Below are 20,253 nucleotides of genomic sequence, written 5' to 3'. Positions count from 1 at the left end.
TCTCTACGGGGTACTAGGTCGCCGTGACTGGACCCATGCCGGTTGCTGGGAAAATGCAGGCAAAGACCTATTTCCAATCCAGCGAGGGGCAATCAATGACGCAGAGGAACGAAGGCGAAGCCGGCAAACCGGATGACATCAACGACGACTTCTTTGCCGATCAGGATGAGCCGGCGCATGAAGGCAATCCCGGCGATGGCCTCGAGCCTGGCGCCAACCCCGACGCCGAGGCGATGCGGGTGTCGTTGAAAAAGTCCACCCATGACGGCGATGACTGCGCTGAGGTCTATGCCCATGGCGAGGCCGATCCAGAAGGCGGGATGGGAAAGACTCAGCAGATGGTTCTTCTCGCCCGCGTGACCGAGCGCGCGCTCACCATGTTCCCGTTGGTTTCGGCCTCATATCGCCCCGCATTCCTGACCCCGAAGTATGGCGAGCTGACCACAATTGCCATCCTGGCCGATAAGGATGAGCCCTGGTGGCTGCCGGAGGACATCAGGGACTTCGACACCATGCTCGAGAGCCTGCCCACTGGCTTTGGCCGCCACGCCAAATATGGGCTCGGCTTCAAGTGGGAATACCGATTGATCCCGCACGCGATCCTCGAAATGCACGGCATCACCGAATTGGTGATCGAACCAGGCAGCGGCGCGTTGGCGGAGCTGCCAAAATTTAGGCTGGGCATTGACCGATTTTCGACAATCAAGCGAGCCATCGACTCGATCACTACGCGCGCGCGCGCGCGGTCGCTGCGCGAACGTCAGTTGCTCGCATTCAATGAGTTGTTGCACGTCGCCGATCCCGTCCAATTCGAGCGCCGCTTCCCCAACGTGAAGCCTGGAGAAATCTACGAGTTGGTCAAGCTGGGCGGGCGCGCTCAGAACCGCAGCGCCGACGACCGTCTCGCGGCGGCAACTGTCATTCGCGATGACGCCGACAAGCTCGCAGCCGAGCAGCCCTCGCAGTTGGTGGAGCTCAAGGCGGTGATCGAGCAGGTCACGCTGAAAGAGCTGATTGCCAAGATCGAAGACATGCTCAGCAAGAACCTGCCTGAGCCGAAGTGGCAAGCCTTCTTCAAGGCCAACCCCTTCGTCTTGGGCTTGGCCTTCCCGCACCCGGTCATCATGATCCAAGACCAGGCTCATGTCGGCGGCACGATGCTGCGCGGCGCTGGCGAGAGCATCGTGGACTTCCTGTTTGCGCAGCGCTTCACCGGCAGTCTCGCCCTCATCGAGATCAAGCGCCCCTCGACCAAGCTAATAGAGGCCAAGACGTTTCGCGGCGACCTGCACGCGCCCCACAAGGACCTGACCAGCGCGATGGCGCAAGTGCTCGACCAGCGCTTCCAACTCTTGAACAACTTCGCAGCCAAGTCCCACGACCCCGCGCTTAGAGACACGCATGTTTCAGCAGTCCACTGCATCGTGATTGCCGGCACGGCGCCGGCCACCATCCAAGAAAAGCGCTCGCTTGACCTGTTCCGCCATTCGTCTAGGGACGTGGTGGTGATCACGTTTGACGAGCTCCTGGACAAGCTGCGCGAGATTCTGCGGCTGATGACCGCGGGCACGCCTGGGCCTGCGCCGGCACCCGCTCCGCCAATAGACAACAGCGATCTCTTTTGACCGGCAATCACGCGCACCCATGAAACACGTCGCCTTGGCCGACTGGCCCGACTTTGAGAAGTCATTGCGCGCCGAGCTAGATGCGCTTGGGCACACAGGTCATGTCGTGGCCCGCAACTTTGATCGGACCTCGGTAGATGAAGATTTCGTCGAAACGGACCGCCTTGGGTTGGTGCTTGGCACGGGAACCGACCGCAGCGCGGACAGCCATTTTTGGAACGAGCCAATTTTTGATCACGACCATGCCGGCGACCCCAAGGACAAGCAGCCGCATGAGATCGTCTACGCCTTCACGCTCGACTTGGCGACCACGCCTTACCTCGTCCTCCATGACGACGTGCCCACAGTGTTCGACATCACCGAAGGCTTGACCCCATACAACGGCATCGTGGTCTACCACCCCCGAGGCTTGGACCGGGTGTCGAAAAACGAATACTGGTTCAACGGCGATCCACTAAAGGTTGCCCTGCTTGTGTTTACGTTGTCAGACCCTGACGGCGAAATCTAGGCCTTCGCCGTGGGTATTTGTTCCCACGAGGCCACGGACAAACAATCAAGTCTCTTTTGCCGAGCCGCTATCTGTGATGACCGGCGACGCGGGCAGCGGCTCACTTTCGGGCGGGGCTTTCGGCGCGCTCAACTTCGCTTGAATGTCGCTGGCAGAAAACTCGCTAGTGCCCCATCCGTGCCGCGAGTAGTCGTTGTGCATCCCGTCGTAGCCGATGAGCAGGAAGACCAACTTGTAAGCCAGCGCCACGGAGCTGTAGATGTCATCGATGAGCTTTTGGAGCTTCTTCGGATCGACGCGCAAGCTTCCATGCGCTGTCTTGTTTCGGAGGCCGCCCCAGTTGTCGATCTCCGTGGTAGTGACGGCGCCCACCGCTTGCAGAGCGAAAAGCCTGTCCTTGGCTCGGATTGACTTCATTTGGCTGACGGAGCCAGTCGCGCGCTTGATCACGCTCGCCGACGCGCCCGACTCGCTGATGGCCTTCAACACCTTCTCGATGTCGTCCAACGCTTCTTGGAGCGGCTCACCGAGGGGCTTGAACATGCCCTCGGCCAAGATGGTCTCCACGGCGACCGACACGGTCAACGCAACGGTATCCACCCAAACGCCTCTTAGCGTGTAGAGCTTGCCAAGCGTTCCCGACAGCGGGGCAGGCTCGCCTGCCACGGAATGAGCGCACGCATACTTGAAGTATCGATCAAGCATTGAGTAGAAGTGCTTGTCGTTGATTCCAATGGACGTGGACAGCGGCGCATGAACCATGCCTCCGCTATTGCCGCTTCGCGACTTGAACAACTCGATTGTCCTAACGCCGCCATTCTCAGTTTCAGTCATAACCCACGTCGGCATCGTGGCCGTCGCGAATGAGATCGCCTCCATGAGGCGTTCCTCAAAACCCGGCGGAAAGGTCGCGCCGGCCTCACCCTGCGCGTGAAGCTCGGCATATCGGACCCCAGCCTTTCGATGGCCGGGGTCGAACTCCACCGTCATCTTCTCAATCCAGCCGCGCGAGAGCGCCGCAGCGAGACTGACCCCCTTTCTGCCAACGCCCAACGACGTGTCAGTAACAACGTTCAAGGGAAATTCAATCTCGTCGAGCGACACCATGTGTGTCCAGCATGCAGATGAATCCTTGGTCTTGATTTCGCATGACAAATAGTCGCAACTGACCTTCAAGGTCGCGGCGCCGGACGCATCTTCCAAATCAACGTAAGCCGAAGGGTGCATCCAAACCCGTCCCCAGGCGTCCGTGGCCTCGAGTTTGAAATAGCGGCTGTCGGCAAAGACTTGCCCCGAAAGGGTTTGGAGCTGCTGTTGCAGCCAGCCCATGGGGTTGATCTGAACGCTCCCGGTCTTTGGGAAAACAAGGCTACCCTCGACGCCCCTTTCCGGGGTGACAAGCAGCGTTCCGCTTGCCGAGTAAACCGGAGGATTGGCGACCCCGTTCTGGGTCAGTTTGATATTGACGCAGTCGATTGCGAACTTGCCTTCCAGAAAGGCCTTTTTGAACTCATCGTCCCGCACCGACAGTTTTGGAAATTTCATGTCACCCCCCTTGTTGGAGCATTATCTTCAGCAGCCTTTCAGCTCCGGTCGATGCCGTCAAATTGGCCCGTCCAGCCGGGACGTTGTTCTGGATGAGCGGCGGCCCTACAGCAGAACTTGCCGAAGCTGAGCAGTTGGAGTCAGCCCGTCGCTGCGGTTCAACGAAGTTCGGCTTTGGGCACCTTGGTGACGCTCGGACGCCGCCGGTGAAGGACAGCATCCAGCCTTCTGCTGACTATCCATCAGCAACACAGCCAAGGTATCTGCAATGGCTGGACTATGCTCCGTGCTCAATGTCCGTTGACGCATATAAGCCCCCGATAGCCTGTTTTGGCATCACTGGTGCAGTGTAAAAAACGCCTCTAGCGCAGGATTTACCTGCACCAGAAGCTACTATTTCAATAGCACAAAGAAGACCTAGCCCGCCAGCTCCAATCGGGTATCAAACGTCCCAGACACATCCAGCGGCTGTTTGATCAGGCCCACCTGCTGGCAGAAGTCCGCCCTGCCCTGCCGTTCGGCAATAGCCTGGGCGTTGATGGACATCTACATACCCAAACCTATGTGCAGCAACCGGTACTGCACGCACCCACTTCGCGCCGAAACCAGGCCTGCAGGTATGGCACATTTGTTCCCATGTTCACCCGCTTCTTTCACACAACCCCACTGGCTTGGTGGGGTGTTCTGCTTCCGGCGAGTGCCGGGCTGGCCTGGCTTCTGACCGCAATACATCTGCCTGCCGGGGTGCTGCTGGGCTGCATGTTGGTGGGGATTGTGCTGTCGTCCCGGGACATTCAGCTGCGCATCCCTCCTACCTTGTTTGCTATGGCGCAAGGAGTGCTCGGCTGTCTGATGGCCCACAGCCTGCAGCCGTCTGCGCTGGCCGATGTGGCGACCCATTGGCCCATTTTTTTGCTGGTGACGAGCGCGGTCATTGCGGCCAGCGCGGTGTTGGGCTGGATCCTGATGCGCCGCAATATCTTCCCGGGCACCACCGCGGTGTGGGGGCTGGCACCCGGCGCCGCCTCTGCCATGGTGCTGATGGCAGAGTCTTACGGGGCGGATACCCGGCTGGTGGCGTTCATGCAGTATTTGCGGGTGGCGATGGTGACGGCAACGGCCGCACTGGTGGCGCGCATTTTTGCCCCGCATACCGGCCCGTCCGTGGTGGCTGGCATGCACTGGTTCACCGTGGACAACCAAGCCAATGTGGCGTTGACGACGCTGCTGGCATTTGGGGCCGCTTTGGTCGCGCGCCGGCTGCACATTCCCGCAGGCGCCATGGTGTTGCCTTTGTTGCTGGGTACCGCATTGCAGGCGACGGGTCTGCTGGTGATCGAGCTGCCGGGTGCCTTGTTGGCTGTAGCCTACGCCTTGATCGGCTGGAGCATCGGACTGCGCTTTACACGTGCCATTTTGAAACACGCATTGCGTGCATTGCCGCATGTGATGGGGTCGATTGTGGCCTTGATGGCGTTTGGAATCGTGATTGCGACCGCGCTGTCCTGGCTGTCCGGCATTGATCCGCTCACCGCCTATCTGGCGACCAGCCCGGGCGGCGCGGATTCTGTGGCGGTCATTGCCGCCACCAGTGCGGTGGATGCCAGTTTTGTGATGGCCATGCAGTTGGCCCGGTTTCTGATGGTGCTGGTGCTGGGGCCGCAGGTGTCCAAGTTTGTAGCCACCCGGGCGGCGTGAACGCACTGGCTGCTATACGCCGTTCCGTGCAGCCTTCGGGCTGAAGACATTTTCAAGCTTGCCTGCCTTCCCATGACAACATAGCCTGGGCATTATTTGTGCTGCTAGCGCAGGTTCTACGTGCACCAGCAGCTACATTTTCAATAGCATTTACCCATCTCAATCAGTCAGACCCAAGCCGGCATCCAACACCCTCTGTACGTCCAACGCCTGCTGGCTCCAGCCCACCAGCAGGTAGAAACCTGCAGTTCTCTGTTGATCAGCGATGACCTGGGTGTTGATGGGCACCCACTGCTGCTGGCGGCATTCAAACTGCAGCTTGGTGGCCTCGGGCGGGATGCCGATGATGCGGGCGCCGACCACCAGTCACGCCATCATCAGCGCTACAAGTGGCGCAAGCTGCCGACGTACAGTGCCCATTTTCTAGCAAACCAGTTTCAACAACCAACCAGCTCTCAAAGCTTACCGGGGCCACTACCCAACCCGAGATGGCGTGAGCCCAAGCGGCTATTTCGCTGGTTGCATCACTCCGCGTCGGGCTGGCGCGAAGGATGGGCCGCTGCGAAAGGCGCGAGCTGCTCACATCTCTCGTAGATTCCGTTCACCAAAGGACAGTCTGACAGGTCGACCCCGAACCGTTGGGCGCTGAACACCTGGGGCACCAGGCAGCAGTCGGCCAGCGTCGGCGTGTCGCCATGGCAGAAGCGCCCCGCCTGCGTGCGCCGCTGCAGCTGTGCCTCGAAGGCCTGCAGGCCGATCGAGATCCAGTGCGCAATCCACTGCGCCTTGTTGTCTTCCGACACGCCCATCGCACCGGTCAGGTACTTCAGCACGCGCAGGTTGTTGAGTGGGTGAATGTCGCAGGCGATGCCCAGCGACAGCTGGCGCACGAAGGCGCGGTCGGCGGCATGCGCCGGCAGCAGCGGCGTCTGCGGATAGACCTCTTCCAGGTATTCGATGATGGCCAGCGACTGGCTGACCTGCACCTCGCCATCGCGCAATACCGGCACCAGGGACTGCGGGTTGATCGCCCTGAATGTATCAACGAACTGTTCACCGCCATGGCGGCTGAGGTGCACGAAGACCTGCTCGGTCTCCAGGCCCTTGAGGTTCAGCGCGATCCGCACGCGGTAGGCCGCCGAGCTGCGGAAGTAGGTGTGAAGAATGCGGTCCATGTTTCAAACTCCCAAATATTGATGAACGATTTCCGGCCGGCCCTTGAGTTCAGCGGACGTGCCGCCCCACACCACTCGCCCCTTCTCAATCACGAAATGCCGGTCGGCCAGGCCCAACAAGGCCTTCACGTTCTTGTCGATCACGATCTGCGACAAGCCGTCCTGCTTCAGCTCCGCCAGTGCGCGCCAGATCTCGTTGCGAATCACCGGCGCCAGGCCTTCGGTGGCTTCGTCCAGCACCAGCAAGCGCGGGTTGGTCATCAGCGCCCGGCCAATGGCCAGCATCTGCTGCTCGCCGCCGGACAGCTGCGAGCCGAGGTTGCCGCGGCGTTCCTTCAGCCGCGGGAAAAAGCTGTAGACCCGCTGCAGATCCCAGCGTCGGCCGGCGCCCTTCTTGTCGTCGCGGGCGGTGGCCACCAGGTTTTCCTCGACGCTGAGATTGGAGAACACCTGCCGGCCCTCGGGCACCAGGGCCAAGCCCTGCCTGGCAATACGGTGCGAAGGCAAATGGTCGACCCGCGCCCCGGCGACGGACACGCTGCCCCCGCGCACCGGCAGCATGCCAAAGAGACACTTCACCGTGGTCGAGCGGCCCATGCCGTTGCGTCCGAGCAGCGTCACCACTTCGCCTTCGCCGACATCGAAGGAAATGTCGAACAAGGCCTGGGCATGGCCATACGAGGCCTGCAGACTCCTGACGGATAAAAACGCGCTCATGCTGCGGCCTCGGCTTCTTCTTCGCCCAGGTAGACCGCGCGGACTTCCGGGTGCTTGCGAATTTCATCCGGCGTGCCGGTAAACAGGACCTTGCCGTAGACCAGCACGCTGATGCGGTCGGCCAGGGCAAAGACGGCATCCATGTCGTGCTCGACCAGCAGGATGGTGTAGCGGCGCTTCAGGCGCTGCAGCAGTGCCACCACGGCGGTGGATTCCTGCACGCTCATGCCGGCCATGGGCTCGTCGAGCAGCAGGAACTGTGGCTGTGCCGACAGGCTCATCGCCAACTCCAGCTGGCGCCGCTCGCCATAACCCAGATCGCCCGCGGCGGCATGCAGCCGGTGCGTGAGGCCAGTGGCTTCCAAAGACTCTTCGGCGACGCGGCGCGACTCTTTGCTGGCCAGCATCGGCGCCCAAAATTTGAACGCATGCTGGCGCGAGGCGAGTGCAGAAAAAGTGGCGTTCTCCAGCACGCTGAAGTCTTCGAAGATGGAGGTGATCTGGTAGGAGCGCAGCAGGCCGAGCCGGGCGCGCTCGTGGATGGGTCGCGCGGAGACGTCGCGCCCCTTGAACCAGACGCTGCCGCTGTCGGCGGCCAGCTCGCCCGAGAGCTGGTTGATCAGCGTGGTCTTGCCGGCGCCGTTCGGGCCGATGATCGCGTGGAGTTCGCCGTCGCCGATGTCCAGCGACACGGCATCGGTAACCAGCAGCGCGCCGTAGCGCTTGGTCAATGCTTCGGTGCGGAGTACGCTGGCCATCAGACAGCTCCTTTCGCGTTTACTGCGTGATGCACGCCTGCGGAGGCCGGTGCAGCCGAGACCGCCACCGACTCGCCGCGTGCATCCCAGTCTTGCAGCAGCCCGACGATGCCGCGTTTGCCCAGCAGTGCGACGATGACGATCAGCGGGCCGAAGACCACCATCCAGTGTTCAGTGAAGCCTTTGAGGACTTCCTCCAGGCCCAGGAACACCAGTGCGCCCATCAAGGGGCCGAACACCGTGCCCAGGCCGCCGATGACCACGATAACGATCAGCTCACCCGAGACCGTCCAAGCCAAAGAACTGGGCGAGGCGAAGGCGTTGAGGTTGGCCAGCAGCAGGCCGGCGACGCCGCACAGCATGCCCGACATCACATAGGCCAGCAGCTGGTAGCGCAGCACCGGAATGCCAGCGGCGCTAATGCGGCGCGCGTTCTGTTTGGCGCCGCGGATCACCATGCCGAACGGTGCCACCCGCAGCCGGGCCAGGCACCAGATCGACAGCACCAGCACCACGAAGGCCGCCACATAGACACTTGTCGCAGACGACAGGTCCACCGGGCCGAAACGGCTGGCGAGCGCGATAGCCATGCCGTCGTCGCCGCCGTAATTCTTCAGACTGACGAACAGAAAGTAACCCATCTGGGCGAAGGCCAGCGTGATCATGATGAAGGCGATGCCGCTGGTGCGCAGGCTGATGGCGCCCGTAACCAGGCCGACGAAGGCGCAGACGCCCAGGCACAGCGCCAGGTGCACCCAGCCGTTGCCGACGCCATGGAAGGAGGCCAGCCCCACCGCATAGGCCCCGAGGCCGAGGAACAGCGAGTGGCCAAAGCTCACCAGGCCGCCGAAGCCCAGCGCGATATTGAGCGCGCAGGCCGCAATCGCATAGATGATGATGCGGGCAAAAAATGCGACATAGAACGACTGGCCGGTAGCCTGCGCAACGAAGGGCACGGTGGCCAGCAACAGCAGCACCAGCAGTGGCACCCAGGTGCCGGGACGTGAAAACAGAGTGTGCATGGCAACTACCGGTGGGCGGGAAACAGTCCTTGCGGACGCCAGGCCAGCACCACCGCCATCAGCAGGTAGACCAGCATCGAAGCCAGCGCCGGGCCGGCCGCATCGGCCAGGGAGCGCTCGGCGATCTGCCGCAGCATGAGGGGCAGGAAGACGCGGCCCATGGTGTCGACAATGCCGACGATGAGTGCCGCATAAAAAGCCCCCGTCACCGAGCCGATGCCGCCGATCACGATGACCACCAGGGTGGTGATCAGCACCGACTCACCCATGCCCGACTGCACCGACAGAATCGGGCCGGCCATGGCCCCGGCCAGGCCGGCCAGCATCGCCCCCACGCCAAACAGCATGGCGTTCAGCAAGCGGATGTTGACGCCCAGCGCGGCGACCATGGCCGGGTTCACCGCACCAGCGCGGATCAGCATGCCGACGCGGGTCTTGTTGATCAGCAACCATGAGCCCACCGCCACCACCAAACCGACGACGATGATGGCAAAGCGGTAGGCCGGGTAGCTGAAACCACCGATGTCGATGGCGCCACCGAGGAACTCGGGCACCTGCAGGAAGACCGGCTGCGACCCCCAGATGATGCGCACCAGCTCGTTGAAGAACAGCACCATGCCGAAGGTGGCCAGCACATGGTCGAGGTGGTCGCGCCGATAGAGCCGGGCCACGGCAACGAACTCCAGCGCCAGGCCCAGCAGCAGCGAGCCGCCCATCGCCGCCGCAACGGCCAGGCCGAACGAGCCGGTGTACTGGAAGGCGCTGGCCGCGAAATACGCGCCCATCATGTAGAGCGAGCCGTGGGCCAGGTTGACGAAGCTCATGATGCCGAAAACCAGCGTCAGGCCCGCCGCCAGCAGGAACAGCAGTACCCCGAACTGCAGCCCATTGAGCAGCTGCGCAAAAACAAGCATGGTGCTCATGGCGTCACTTCAGCGCGCATTGCGCGTGGTAGGCGTCGGACTGGTTCACCAGCGGCGTGGCCGCCAGCTTGCCGGCAATGCCGCCGCCGGTCTTGACGGTCTCGAAGGCGTAGTAGTTCTGCACCGGCAGGTTGTTATTGTTGAAGGCGAAGGGGCCGCGCACGGACTTGACTTCATTGCCGGCGGCCTTGACGGCGGCGGCCAGGGCGTTCGCATCCCCGGGCTTGGCCTTGGCCAGTGCGATGTTCAGAATGTTGGCCGCGTCATAGGCGGTGGCCGCGTATTCGCTGGGCGTACGCTTGTACCTGGCCTCGAAGGCGGTGACAAATTTTTTGCTCTCCGGCGTATCCAGGGCCGCGTCCCACATGGCGCCGCTGACGCTGCCGATGGCGGCATCGCGCAGGCCCGGCAGGGTCGTGCCGTCTACCGTGAACACCGAATACAGCGGCAGCTTGCCCATCAGGCCAGCCTGCGCCATTTGTTTGACGAAATTCACCCCCATGCCGCCGGGGTAGAACACAAACACCGCGTCGGGCTTGGCCGCCTGCAGCTGGGCCAGTTCGGCCGAGTAGTCGGGCTGGTTCACCTGGGTGTAGACCTCGTCAACGATCTGGCCCTTGAAGTAGCGCTTGAAACCGGTCAGCATGTCTTTGCCGGCCTGGTAGTTGGGCGCCATCAGGTAAACCTTCTTCACGCCCTTGTCCTGCGCGTACTTGCCCATGGCCTCGGCTGCGCCGTCGTTCTGCCAAGCGGTGGAGAACACGTTGGCCTTGCAGCCCGCACCCGCCAGCGGCGACGGGCCGGCGTTGGTGGCAATAGCCACGGTGCCGGACTCGGCGATACGCGGCAGGCTGGCCATCAGCACATTGGAAAAACTCAGGCCCACGATGGCGTCGACCTTGTCCTTGTCGATGAACTTGCGCACGATCTGCCCGCCGATCTCCGGCTTGAGCTGGTCATCTTCTTTCAGCACCGTCGTGGCCTGGCCACCTAGCTTGCCGCCCAGTTGCTCAAGCGCCAGCATGAAACCGTCCACCTGGTCCTGTCCGACAACAGCCACCGGCCCGGACAGCGGCGCCATCAGGCCGATGGTCGCCGCCGTGGCGAAGGGGTTACCCATCGCAAGCGCCGCCCCAATCAGAGCGGCGAAAGCGGTACGGCGAAAGGGGGTCTGTAGTGTCTTCATTTTTTTGTCTCCTGCAATAAAAGTGGGGGAACGGAACGCGGTCAGTCGCTCAGTTTCAGAAAAACGCGGCCGCCTTCGATGCGGACCGGGTAGCTGCGCACGTCTTCGACAATGGGCGCGCAGGTGCCACGCCCATTGCGAATGTCGAACTTGCCCTGGTGCAGCGGGCATTCGATTTCGTAGCCGTCAAGGAAGCCGTCGCACAGGCGTGCGTGGCCGTGGGTGCAGATGTTGTCGGTCGCGAATACACTGCCCTCGACCTTGTACAGGGCCAGGTCTTTACCCGCGACCTGCAGGCCAATCACGTCGTCTTCGGGCACACCGTCTTCATCGGCGGCGTCAATCCATTGGGAGTCAATCATGGCAATAACTCATGGCCTTTAGATGGGATAGATGATGGAGTTGGGGATCATTTCGCTGTCGTACACGCAGTAGCGCGACGCGAACTTCAGCCCCGCGGGGGTGCGCACGATCACATCAAGGTAGCGGCCGACGTTGAAGACGGTCGATTCCTGCGACAGCTTGGTGCGGAACACGGCGTAGTTGGCTTCGGTCTCAAAACGCTCGGCCTCGACTTTGTGGACCAGCGGCGCACCGACGACGTGGCGCTGGTAATACGGATCGTGGAACAGCGTCTCGCGGATGCCGTAGGCGCGATCTTTGAGCATGCCCTTGCTCTCGAAGAACAGCGTGGCCAGCGGAAAGCCGCGCTCGTGGTTCTCGCGCGGAATCAGTTTGTAGATGCAGTCGTCGGTGAAGAACTCGGGCCACTGGTCCCAGTCGCCAGAATCGACGGCCCGGGCGTAGTCTGCATAAAGCTGCAAGATCTGCAGGTAGTCGGTGAAGACTATGTTCACAGCAGTGCTCATACCTCCGCCTCCATCACTTCGCGCCAATATGCGTACATGCCGCGGATCAGCGTCTCGGTGACCATGTGGTCGGTATCCTCAACCGTGCGGCCGCCCAGCTCGGCCAGGGTGCGGTGAAAAGGCTTTTGCTCGAAGCCCTGCTGCGAGAACTCGATGACCTCGCCGTCGTCGGCCGACACGAAGCCGGCCGGGCCGAACAGGTTGGCCTGGCGCAGGCGGCGCTGCGTCATCTCTTCGCTGTCGTCCTCGAAGCCGAAGTGCGTCCAGACGAAATCGAAGGCGCCGTGGCCATCGGGCTGGATGTGCCGCGTCGACACGCTGTTAACCTGCTGCTGCAGTATGACGCTGGGAAACAGCGTCATCATCACTGCGGTTGGCCCATTCCACCAAGGCTCGGGCACGATGTCCAGAAAGCGCGGGTCGTTGAGCGCCATGCTCTCCTTGAAGCTGGACACCTGCGTGACCTGGTCGGCCCGGCCGGACTGGCCACGGGTGGAAATCATGGCCGCGTGGCGATGCCTGGCGTCCATCTTCAGCTCGCTCTTGTTGTCGGCACGCCAGAGGCCGAAGGTGACGAACCAGGTGTGCAGCAGGCCAGGGTGGTAGGGGTCCTTGATGTTCTCCTGCATCAGCTTCCAGTTGCCCGGAATGCGCTGGCGGTTGTAGCCCAGGATCTTCAGCTTGCGTCCGTCGAAGAGCCGGTCGAAGTAGCCGAGGATGACCGGGCCCACAAAATCCTCGAAAGACTCGATCTCATGGTCGAAACTGGCGAAGACAACACCACCGCGCGTGGCCACCTTGAGCTTGGTCAGGCCATGGTCGGTGGTTTTGAAATCGGCGGGCATGCCGCCGTTGACCTTGCCGTCCTGCTTGACGCCACGGCGAAACGGCACGCCCTGCAGGTCGCCCTTGAGGGTGTAGCTCCACTGGTGGTAGGGGCAGACGAATTCCTTCTTGTTGCCATGGCGTTCACGGCAGAACTGCATGCCGCGGTGCGCGCAGACGTTCTCGACCACGCTGATGCCGCCGTCGGCGTCGCGCACCATGATGACCGAGCGTTCACCCACCACCGTGCGTTTGTAGTCGCCAGCGTTGGGTACTTCGGCTTCCAGGCCGACATAGTTCCAATGCCCCTTGTAGAAGAAACGCTCGAGCTCTTTCTTGTGTTGATCGGGGTCGGTGTAGGCCATGAAGGGAATGCGGCTCGTGCCTTCTGACTCCCAATGGATCTTGACGGGAAAAGTGGGGGTGGGGGTGGGGGTGAATGTGGTCATCTCTTGTCTCCTTGGATCGAATGCGTTGCCACTGCTCAGCCTTTCAAGCCCCGACGCTCACCGTGATGCCGGCCAGTCCGGCGATATCGCCCTGCATCACGTCGCCCGCCACCACCGCGTTCACGCCTTCGGGCGTGCCGGTCATGATCAGATCGCCGGGTTCCAGGGTTTCGTACTCGCTGAGATAGGCGATGCACTCGGACACCGACCAGATCAGCTTGGCCACATCGGACAACTGGCGCGCGCCGCCGTTCACGAGGACGCTGATGGCGCCCTCGGCGATGTGCCCCACATCGGCCACTTTTGAGATGGCCCCGATCGGTGCCGACAACGCAAAAGACTTGCCGAACTCCCAGGGCCGGCCCTTGTCGCGCGCCTCTAGCTGCAGGTCACGGCGCGTCATGTCCAGGCCGGTTGCGTAGCCATAGACGTGGTTGAGTGCATCGGCCACGGCGATGTTCTTGCCACCCTTGCCGATGGCAACGACGAGTTCGATCTCATGGTGGAAGTTGGCGGTCTTGGGTGGGTACGGAATGCGCGCCGGCGACGCGGCATCGACCGCCGCGTTGGCGGGCTTCATGAAGAAGAAAGGCGGATCGCGGTCAGGGTCCTTGCCCATTTCGCGTGCATGCGCGGCGTAGTTACGGCCCACGCAGAAGATGCGGTTGACCGGGAAGCGTTCGGCTGTGCCGGCCACGGTGAGTGAAGGGATGGCGGCGGGTTGGATCACATAGTTCATGGGGTGTGTTCTCGAAGGGAAAAAGAAAGATCAGTTGCGCTGTTCGCGCCACAGGCCCAGGGCCTGCTGCACGGGGCGGTCGGAATAGCTGAACAGCACGGTCTCGGGGCCGGCGCGGAACTGGTGGCTGTGCCAGGACGGCACCACGATCACGTCGTTCTCTTCCAGGCGGAAGCTCTGGCCCGCCACGCTGGCCTCGGCGCTGCCGCGCAGGCACACGTACACCGTGCCGTCGGTGCAGCGGTAGGGCCGCGTCTCGAAACCGGCGGGAATCAGTTGTGAGAACGCAGCCATCGTCGGCATGGGGGAGCGGCCGGTGGCCGGATTCACGTAGCGCTGCTTGTGGCCGAAATGGGCATCGGGCGTGCCGCTGGCAATCGCCTGCAGCGAGGCCAGCGTGCGCTCCCAGGGGTAGACAAACACCTTGGTCGGCTCCGCAGGCTGCTGGTAGAAATCGACCGGGACCATGTTGGCGCCATAACGCGCCAGTGCATCGCCTTCGGGGCGTGTCACAGCCTGGTAGGCGCTATCGCTCTTCTCGGCAAAACCGGCGTCGAGGAAACGCACGATGGGGATATCGAGGCCGTCGAGCCAAACCACTGGTTCATTGCCAAGATTACCGTGGTCGTGCCAGGTCCAGGCCGGGGTGATGATGAAGTCGCCACGGCGCATGGTGGTGCGCTCGCCATCGACCGCGGTGTAGGCACCCTCGCCGTCCAGCACCAGGCGCAGCGCCGATTGCGTGTGGCGGTGGGCTGGCGCGACCTCCCCCGGCATGATGAGCTGCAGCCCGGCATACAGCGACTGCGTGATGCAGGACTGACCGCGCAGCGCCGGGTTCTCGAGGATCAACACGCGCCGCTCGGCCTCTTCGGCACTGATCAGGCAGCCTGCCTCCATGACGCTGTCGCGCACCGCGGCATACTTCCACTGGTGCGGCACGGCCGGGGACTTGGGCTGGTGCGGCACCAGCGCGCCAAGCACTTCCCACAGCGGCGTCATGCTGTCGATGCCGATACGGTCGTAGTAGGCCTTGCGTTGCTGCTGGGCAGTAGGGTCGAGATTGTTGGCGTTCATGAAAAATCCTGCAAGGGGTACGACTCAGGTGCCGCTGGCGTAGAAGGCATCGGCGTAGATCTGCGAGGGCAAAATGCCCATCTGGCGAACCAGCAGCGTCGTGGCCTCCACCATGGGCGGTGCGCCGCAGAGGTAGGCGCGAAAGCCTTCGAGACTGCGCCAGTCCTCGGCGATGGCTTCGGTCACCAAGCCTGTGCGACAACCCGGCGCCGTGCCCGAAGTCACCGCCACATGCACCTGCAGTTGCGGATGCTGGCGCTGCAGCGCGTCCAGCCATTCGCGGCCATAGATGTCGCGTTCGGAGCGCACGCCGAAATACAGGTGGATCGGGTTCTGCATGCCTTCGGCGATCACGCCGCGGATGATGGACAGGATGGGCGCGAGACCGGTGCCACCGGCAACGCACAGCATCGGCCCTTCGTGTTTGCGGCGCAGATAGGCCGAGCCCAGCGGGCCGCTGACTCGCACCGCATCGCCCACCTTCAGCGTATGGGCGATGTAGCCGGTGACGCGGCCGTCGGCCACCAGGCGCACATGGAATTCCAGTTCGCCGTCGGCATGCAGGCCGGCCATCGAATAGGGCCGAATATGCTCGGGCGTGAACTGGAGCTGGGCGTACTGCCCCGGAGAAAACTCGATGGGCTTAGCGGGCTTCAGGCGAATGCGCTTGATGTCGTGGGTTTGGTCCTCAATGGCGACCACGGTCGCCTTGACGATCTTGGCGGTGTGCACCACCACCTCGTCGGGCTCGGGAATCTCAACCGTGCAGGATTCCGTGAGGAAGGTTTGGCAGGCCAGCACGTAGTGCTCGTCATCCGCTCCCGGGCGCTGCGTTTCGCGGCCCGACTCCAGCACCTCGCCTTCGACCACCTTGCAGCGGCAGGTGCCGCAACGTCCGGCCAGGCAGCTGTACGACACCGGCACGTCGTTGGCGCGCAGAGCATCCAGCAGGTTGACACCCGCGTTGACGCTGATTCGGCGCTGCAAAGGACGCACAAAAATTTCCATATTCTTCTGTCGCTTGGTTGTCTCGTGGGGAAATCGGCTCAGTGGGGGTGATGATCGATACCGCATCAAAATCAGTCAATACAATGACATCAATGATTAACATCATTTGAATCAATAGTTAAGCGAGGCGGCAATGGAACTCGAAGATATGGATCTGAACCTGCTGGTAATCTTTAACCAGCTGCTCAAGGAAAGAAAAGTTTCCAAGGTGGCGGAGAACCTGGGCCTGGGCCAGCCCGCCGTCAGCAACGCGCTCGCGCGCCTGCGCAAGCTGTTCGGCGACGAGCTCTTTCTGCGCACCCCGACCGGCATGCAGCCCACGCCTTTTGCCGACCAGTTGGCGGAGTCGATCGGCTATGCGCTGGGCATGATCCACAGCGCCGTGAATGCGCGCAGCTCTTTCGACCCGGCCCACAGCAAGCGCAGTTTTTCCGTGGGCATGACCGACATTGGTGAAATCTATTTCCTGCCGCGGCTGATGCAGCGCATCCAGGAAGTGGCGCCTTCGGTTTCGATCAGCACCGTGCGCAACACTGCCGTCAACTTGAAGGACGCCATGGAGGGTGGCCAAGTCGATCTGGCCATCGGGCTGCTACCGCAGCTCAAGGCCGGGTTCTTTCAACGGCGCCTGTTCGTCCAGCGCTACGTCTGCCTGTTCAGGAAGGGCCATGCCCTGGAAAAAAAAACTATCCGTGAGTCGGAATTCTTCGCGGCCGACCATGTGGCCGTGGTCTCGGCGGGTACCGGCCACGGCAAGGTCGATGAGATCCTCGACAGCAACTCACCCCAACGGCGGGTGAAACTCAAAGTCCCGCACTTTGTCGCGATTGGTCACATCTTGCAGACCACCGACCTGATTGCTACCGTACCAGAGCGGCTTGCCGAGCGCATGGTCGAACCCTTCAACCTCAAATACGTCACGCATCCGGTAAAGCTGCCACAGATTGGCATCAACCTCTTCTGGCATGCGAAGTACCACAAGGATCCGAGCAACCAATGGCTGCGAGGTTTGATAGTGGATATGCATGCCGACTGATTGCATCTAAGAGTGGATAGCAAAAGCCTCTTGTCGTGAATCGCGTATCGTACGTTTGACGATGACAGGCTTTTGTTAGCTGCTCTAAGTCGGCGTCCTAGCTGACCAGTCCAAAGCCCGTGTCAAAAGTCCCCTTCACGTCCAACGCCTGCTTGATCAGGCCCACCTGCTGGTAAAAATCTGCCGTGCCCTGTTGGTCGGCGATGACCTGGGTGTTGATGGGTATCCACTGCTGCTGGCGGCGTTCGAACTGCAGCTTGGCCGCCTCGGGCGGAATGCCGATGATGCGAGCCAGCGCGGCCGAATAAGCGTCCACATGCTTATACGACCATTGCTGGGCACGCACCACGCGCTGCAAGAAGTCCTGCAGCACAGCGCGCTTGCTAGCGATGGCCGTGTCGGTAGCGGCCAGGTAGCTCAGGCCGGGCAGCAGGCCGCGCCCGCTAACCAGTACGCGCGCGTGGCGGCTGGTTTCGGCCAGGGCGGTATACGGCTCCCAGGTAGCCCAGGCATCCACTGAACCCTGGGTCAGCGCCAGCTTGGCATCGGCTGGGGCCAGGAAACGGAAGTTCACGTCTTCGGCCGCCAGCCCAGCCTGGGTGATGGCCTTCAGCGTGATGTAGTGGCCTATGGAGCCACGGTTGGTGGCCACGCTGCGGCCCTTCAGGTCGGCCGCCCCCTTCAGTGGCGAATCGGGCCGCACCAGCACTGCCGTGCCGTAGGAGTCGGAGCGGTTCGCGCCGATGGCCTTCACCCGTGCGCCAGCGGCCAGCGCGAAGATCAGTGGAGCATCGCCAATAGGACCGGAATCCACCGCCCCGGCGTTCAGCGCCTCGGCCAGCGGCGCGGCGGCCGGGAACTCAGACCACTGGATGTCGTAGGCAATGCCATCCAGGGCGCCCGCTGCTTCCAGCAACGCGCGCAAGCCCCCCTTCTGGTCACCGGCCTTCAGCACGGGGCGTGTCTGCGCAAAGACGGGCAGGGCCAGCGCGGACGCTGCGCCCACCGCATGGGTCAGAAACTGGCGACGGCGGTTCGGTGGCGTGTGCATAAAACTTGGCTTGAATTTCAATATCAATGACGGTGCCCAACGATGGGCTGCTGCTCAGTCCAGCAATTCGGGCTCGGCTTCGACCAGGCCCTCATACAGGCTTTCAAAGGCATGCAGCGCGCCCTCGGGGCCACCAATCTGGCTGTGCGTGTGCCGTGCCACCACCTCGTCAATCGGCTTGGGCGTGCCGGCGGCTTCGGCCAACAGCTGGGTGTGGCAGGCGTTCTCCAGCGCGATATACCACCAGGCGGCGGCTTCCACGCTGGGGCCTGCGGTCAGGATGCCGTGGTTCTGCAGGATGGCGCCCTTGCCGTCGCCCACAGCCTTGGCGATGCGCAGGCCCTCGCTGTCGTCTACCACCATGCCGGTGAAGTCGTCGAACAAAGCTATGTCGCCATGGAAGGCGCAGCTGTCTTGCGTCAGCGTGTCCAGCTTGCGGCCCAGGGTGGACCAGGCCTTGCCATAGATCGAATGCGTGTGGGCAGCGGCGATGATCTTGGGGTTGTATTCATGGATGGCCGCGTGGATGGCAAACGCGGCCTTGTTCAGCGGCCGGTCGCCAATCACGGTCTCGCCCTTGGCGTTGACCAGCAGCAGGTCCGACACCTTGATACGCGAAAAATGCAGGCCCAGCGGGTTGACCCAGAAGTGGTCCGTCAGCTCCGGGTCGCGGGCGGTGATATGGCCGGCCAGCCCCTGAGCAAAACCGAAGCGAGCGAACAGGCGAAAGGCGCCTGCCAGGCGCTCCTGGCGGTGGCGGCGCTCAGCCTCCATGGTGATACGAGGCGCAGGTGGGTCAAACCAGAACTTCTGCTGCGGACGGGGGTTGAAGCTCAGTTGCGTAGATGCCGCAGTGCGGTCGATGGACAGTACGGCACTCATGCTGCTTTCCTTTGCGCGGCGATGCGCTCTGCCACCAGGGAACGGGTGCGCGGAATCAATTCACGGCCGTAGTCAATTGCGTCTTCCAGCGGGTCGAAACCACGAATCAGGAAGGTGGTCACGCCCAGGTCGTAATAGTCCAGCAAGGCATCGGCCACCTGCTCGGGCGTGCCGACCAGCGCCGTGCTGTTGGAGCGGCCGCCGATCTCCTGCGCAATCGCGGTCCACAGGCGTTTGTCCAGGCGCGTACCCTTGTCGGCCGCAGCCAGCAGGCGCTTGGCGCCCTCGCTCTGCTGCGGGCCACCGCGGCCAAAGCCCTGCACCACACGCAGGCGCTTGGTCTCGGCCAGAATGGCTTCGGCACGCGCCCAGGCCTTCTCCTCCGTCTCGGCCAGGATGGGGCGGAACGAGACCGAAAAGCGTACCGTGCGACCATGCTTGGCGGCCTCGGCACGTACGCGGGTAGTGAGTTCACGCACCTGATCCAGCGATTCGCCCCACAAGGCATATACGTCTGCATGTTTGCCCGCCACCGGAATCGCCGCCTCCGACGCGCCACCGAAGTACACCGGTACATGCGGCTTGCCGTTGTATGACTGCACCGGCTTCACCTCGGAATAGGCATTCTTGGCGTGGTAGTGCGCGCCCTGGTGGTCAAAGGGTTTGTCGGCCGTCCAGACCTTGCGCAGCACATCCAGGTATTCATCGGTACGCGCGTAACGTTGGTCATGGTCCAGCCAGTCGCCATCGCGCTGCTGCTCTTCGTCCGAGCCGCCCGAAATGTAGTGCACCGCCAGCCGGCCGCCGCTGAACTGGTCCAGCGAAGCAAACTGGCGGGCGGCCAGCGTGGGGGCCACAAAGCCTGGGCGGTGTGCCAGCATGAAGTGGATGCGTTCGGTCACCGACGCGGCGTAGGCGACGGTCAATGTGGCATCCGGGCTGGTGGAATGGTGGGGCACCAGGATACGGTCAAAGCCCGCTTCTTCATGCGCCTGGGCAAAGGCGCGTACGTAGTCGCGGTCGATGGAAGGACCCCGCGCCGCATGGATCTCCGAGACCTTCTGGCTTTGGATCATGCCAATGAATTCAATAGGACCGTAGCTCATGAAAAGTGCTCCTAGAAGTAATCAGGTAGGGGATGTGTGTGAAGGAAGTTGGTA

General features: G+C 62.4%; 22 protein-coding genes and 1 pseudogene. 4 read left to right on the top strand and 19 right to left on the bottom strand.

What is annotated here, in order from left to right; genetic code table 11:
- Positions 1-53: 53 nt before the first annotated feature.
- Both AC07VY_RS16400 and AC07VY_RS16395 read left to right on the top strand, forming a co-directional pair.
- Positions 54-1,625, top strand: coding sequence for a Shedu immune nuclease family protein (locus AC07VY_RS16400; RefSeq protein ID WP_495098368.1), 1,572 nt, complete (start codon positions 54-56; stop codon positions 1,623-1,625).
- A gap of 19 nt (positions 1,626-1,644) precedes the next feature.
- Complete coding sequence (locus tag AC07VY_RS16395; RefSeq protein ID WP_495098367.1) at positions 1,645-2,133, top strand: hypothetical protein; 489 nt, start codon at positions 1,645-1,647, stop codon at positions 2,131-2,133.
- A gap of 45 nt (positions 2,134-2,178) precedes the next feature.
- On the opposite strand, the gene AC07VY_RS16390 is transcribed toward AC07VY_RS16395, so the two are convergent.
- Entirely contained in the window at positions 2,179-3,678 is a 1,500-nt protein-coding gene (locus tag AC07VY_RS16390; RefSeq protein WP_495098366.1) for a hypothetical protein, read from the bottom strand.
- A gap of 417 nt (positions 3,679-4,095) precedes the next feature.
- The gene (locus tag AC07VY_RS16385) at positions 4,096-4,224 is read right to left on the bottom strand and encodes a hypothetical protein (RefSeq protein WP_495098365.1); all 129 of its coding nucleotides are present in this window, start codon (positions 4,222-4,224) and stop codon (positions 4,096-4,098) included.
- Positions 4,225-4,314: 90 nt separating this feature from the next.
- Between AC07VY_RS16385 and AC07VY_RS16380 the strand changes: the two genes are divergently transcribed.
- Positions 4,315-5,376: an AbrB family transcriptional regulator gene (locus tag AC07VY_RS16380; RefSeq protein ID WP_495098364.1), complete on the top strand. Its 1,062-nt coding sequence runs from the start codon at positions 4,315-4,317 to the stop codon at positions 5,374-5,376.
- Between the two features lie 159 nt (positions 5,377-5,535).
- Here the strand turns inward: AC07VY_RS16380 and AC07VY_RS16375 are convergent, their stop codons facing one another.
- The 14 genes and pseudogenes from AC07VY_RS16375 to AC07VY_RS16310 form a co-directional block, all read right to left on the bottom strand.
- Positions 5,536-5,739: a hypothetical protein gene (locus tag AC07VY_RS16375; RefSeq protein WP_495098363.1), complete on the bottom strand. Its 204-nt coding sequence runs from the start codon at positions 5,737-5,739 to the stop codon at positions 5,536-5,538.
- 161 nt (positions 5,740-5,900) lie between these two features.
- Positions 5,901-6,551, bottom strand: a complete 651-nt coding sequence (gene maiA / locus AC07VY_RS16370; RefSeq protein WP_495098362.1) for a maleylacetoacetate isomerase — start codon at positions 6,549-6,551, stop codon at positions 5,901-5,903.
- A gap of 3 nt (positions 6,552-6,554) precedes the next feature.
- Positions 6,555-7,268, bottom strand: a complete 714-nt coding sequence (locus AC07VY_RS16365) for an ABC transporter ATP-binding protein (RefSeq protein WP_495098361.1) — start codon at positions 7,266-7,268, stop codon at positions 6,555-6,557.
- Positions 7,265-7,411 (bottom strand): ABC transporter ATP-binding protein C-terminal domain-containing protein, encoded by a 147-nt coding sequence (locus AC07VY_RS16360; RefSeq protein ID WP_495098453.1) that lies wholly within the window; start codon positions 7,409-7,411, stop codon positions 7,265-7,267. The genes AC07VY_RS16365 and AC07VY_RS16360 overlap by 4 nt, the downstream gene beginning before the upstream one ends.
- Positions 7,412-7,510: 99 nt before the next feature.
- Positions 7,511-7,957, bottom strand: a pseudogene (locus AC07VY_RS16355) (ATP-binding cassette domain-containing protein); the annotation flags it as partial.
- A 68-nt stretch (positions 7,958-8,025) separates the two neighbouring features.
- Positions 8,026-9,048, bottom strand: a complete 1,023-nt coding sequence (locus AC07VY_RS16350) for a branched-chain amino acid ABC transporter permease (protein ID WP_495098360.1) — start codon at positions 9,046-9,048, stop codon at positions 8,026-8,028.
- Between the two features lie 5 nt (positions 9,049-9,053).
- Entirely contained in the window at positions 9,054-9,971 is a 918-nt protein-coding gene (locus tag AC07VY_RS16345; protein WP_495098359.1) for a branched-chain amino acid ABC transporter permease, read from the bottom strand.
- Between the two features lie 4 nt (positions 9,972-9,975).
- Positions 9,976-11,157, bottom strand: coding sequence for an ABC transporter substrate-binding protein (locus AC07VY_RS16340; protein WP_495098358.1), 1,182 nt, complete (start codon positions 11,155-11,157; stop codon positions 9,976-9,978).
- A gap of 41 nt (positions 11,158-11,198) precedes the next feature.
- Positions 11,199-11,519: a non-heme iron oxygenase ferredoxin subunit gene (locus AC07VY_RS16335; RefSeq protein WP_495098357.1), complete on the bottom strand. Its 321-nt coding sequence runs from the start codon at positions 11,517-11,519 to the stop codon at positions 11,199-11,201.
- Positions 11,520-11,537: 18 nt separating this feature from the next.
- Entirely contained in the window at positions 11,538-12,026 is a 489-nt protein-coding gene (locus AC07VY_RS16330) for an aromatic-ring-hydroxylating dioxygenase subunit beta (protein WP_495098356.1), read from the bottom strand.
- Positions 12,023-13,300, bottom strand: coding sequence for an aromatic ring-hydroxylating dioxygenase subunit alpha (locus AC07VY_RS16325; protein ID WP_495098355.1), 1,278 nt, complete (start codon positions 13,298-13,300; stop codon positions 12,023-12,025). Before AC07VY_RS16325 ends, AC07VY_RS16330 begins: the two co-directional genes overlap by 4 nt.
- A gap of 43 nt (positions 13,301-13,343) precedes the next feature.
- Positions 13,344-14,039 carry a fumarylacetoacetate hydrolase family protein gene (locus AC07VY_RS16320; protein WP_495098354.1) on the bottom strand — a complete coding sequence of 232 codons (696 nt, stop codon included), beginning with the start codon at positions 14,037-14,039 and terminating at the stop codon, positions 13,344-13,346.
- A gap of 30 nt (positions 14,040-14,069) precedes the next feature.
- Positions 14,070-15,116: a gentisate 1,2-dioxygenase gene (gene gtdA, locus AC07VY_RS16315; protein ID WP_495098353.1), complete on the bottom strand. Its 1,047-nt coding sequence runs from the start codon at positions 15,114-15,116 to the stop codon at positions 14,070-14,072.
- 24 nt (positions 15,117-15,140) lie between these two features.
- A complete protein-coding gene (locus tag AC07VY_RS16310; RefSeq protein ID WP_495098352.1) occupies positions 15,141-16,124 on the bottom strand; it encodes a 2Fe-2S iron-sulfur cluster-binding protein in 984 nt (327 codons plus the stop codon).
- Between the two features lie 133 nt (positions 16,125-16,257).
- On the opposite strand from AC07VY_RS16310, the gene AC07VY_RS16305 reads away from it, so the two are divergent.
- The gene (locus AC07VY_RS16305; protein ID WP_495098351.1) at positions 16,258-17,160 is read left to right on the top strand and encodes a LysR family transcriptional regulator; all 903 of its coding nucleotides are present in this window, start codon (positions 16,258-16,260) and stop codon (positions 17,158-17,160) included.
- A 97-nt stretch (positions 17,161-17,257) separates the two neighbouring features.
- Here AC07VY_RS16305 and AC07VY_RS16300 read toward each other — a convergent pair whose 3' ends face one another.
- The 3 genes from AC07VY_RS16300 to AC07VY_RS16290 are packed head-to-tail and all read right to left on the bottom strand — an operon-like array spanning position 17,258 to position 20,199.
- Complete coding sequence (locus tag AC07VY_RS16300; protein WP_495098350.1) at positions 17,258-18,211, bottom strand: ABC transporter substrate-binding protein; 954 nt, start codon at positions 18,209-18,211, stop codon at positions 17,258-17,260.
- A 54-nt stretch (positions 18,212-18,265) separates the two neighbouring features.
- On the bottom strand, positions 18,266-19,093 hold the full coding sequence (locus AC07VY_RS16295) for a class II aldolase/adducin family protein (protein ID WP_495098349.1): 828 nt from the start codon (positions 19,091-19,093) through the stop codon (positions 18,266-18,268).
- Positions 19,090-20,199: an LLM class flavin-dependent oxidoreductase gene (locus AC07VY_RS16290; protein ID WP_495098348.1), complete on the bottom strand. Its 1,110-nt coding sequence runs from the start codon at positions 20,197-20,199 to the stop codon at positions 19,090-19,092. Before AC07VY_RS16290 ends, AC07VY_RS16295 begins: the two co-directional genes overlap by 4 nt.
- Positions 20,200-20,253: the final 54 nt, after the last annotated feature.

The sequence above is a fragment of the Rhodoferax sp. GW821-FHT02C08 genome (assembly GCF_059421805.1).
The sequence above is the reverse complement of the archived record's forward strand: the minus strand, read 5'-3'. Positions and strand labels throughout refer to the sequence as shown.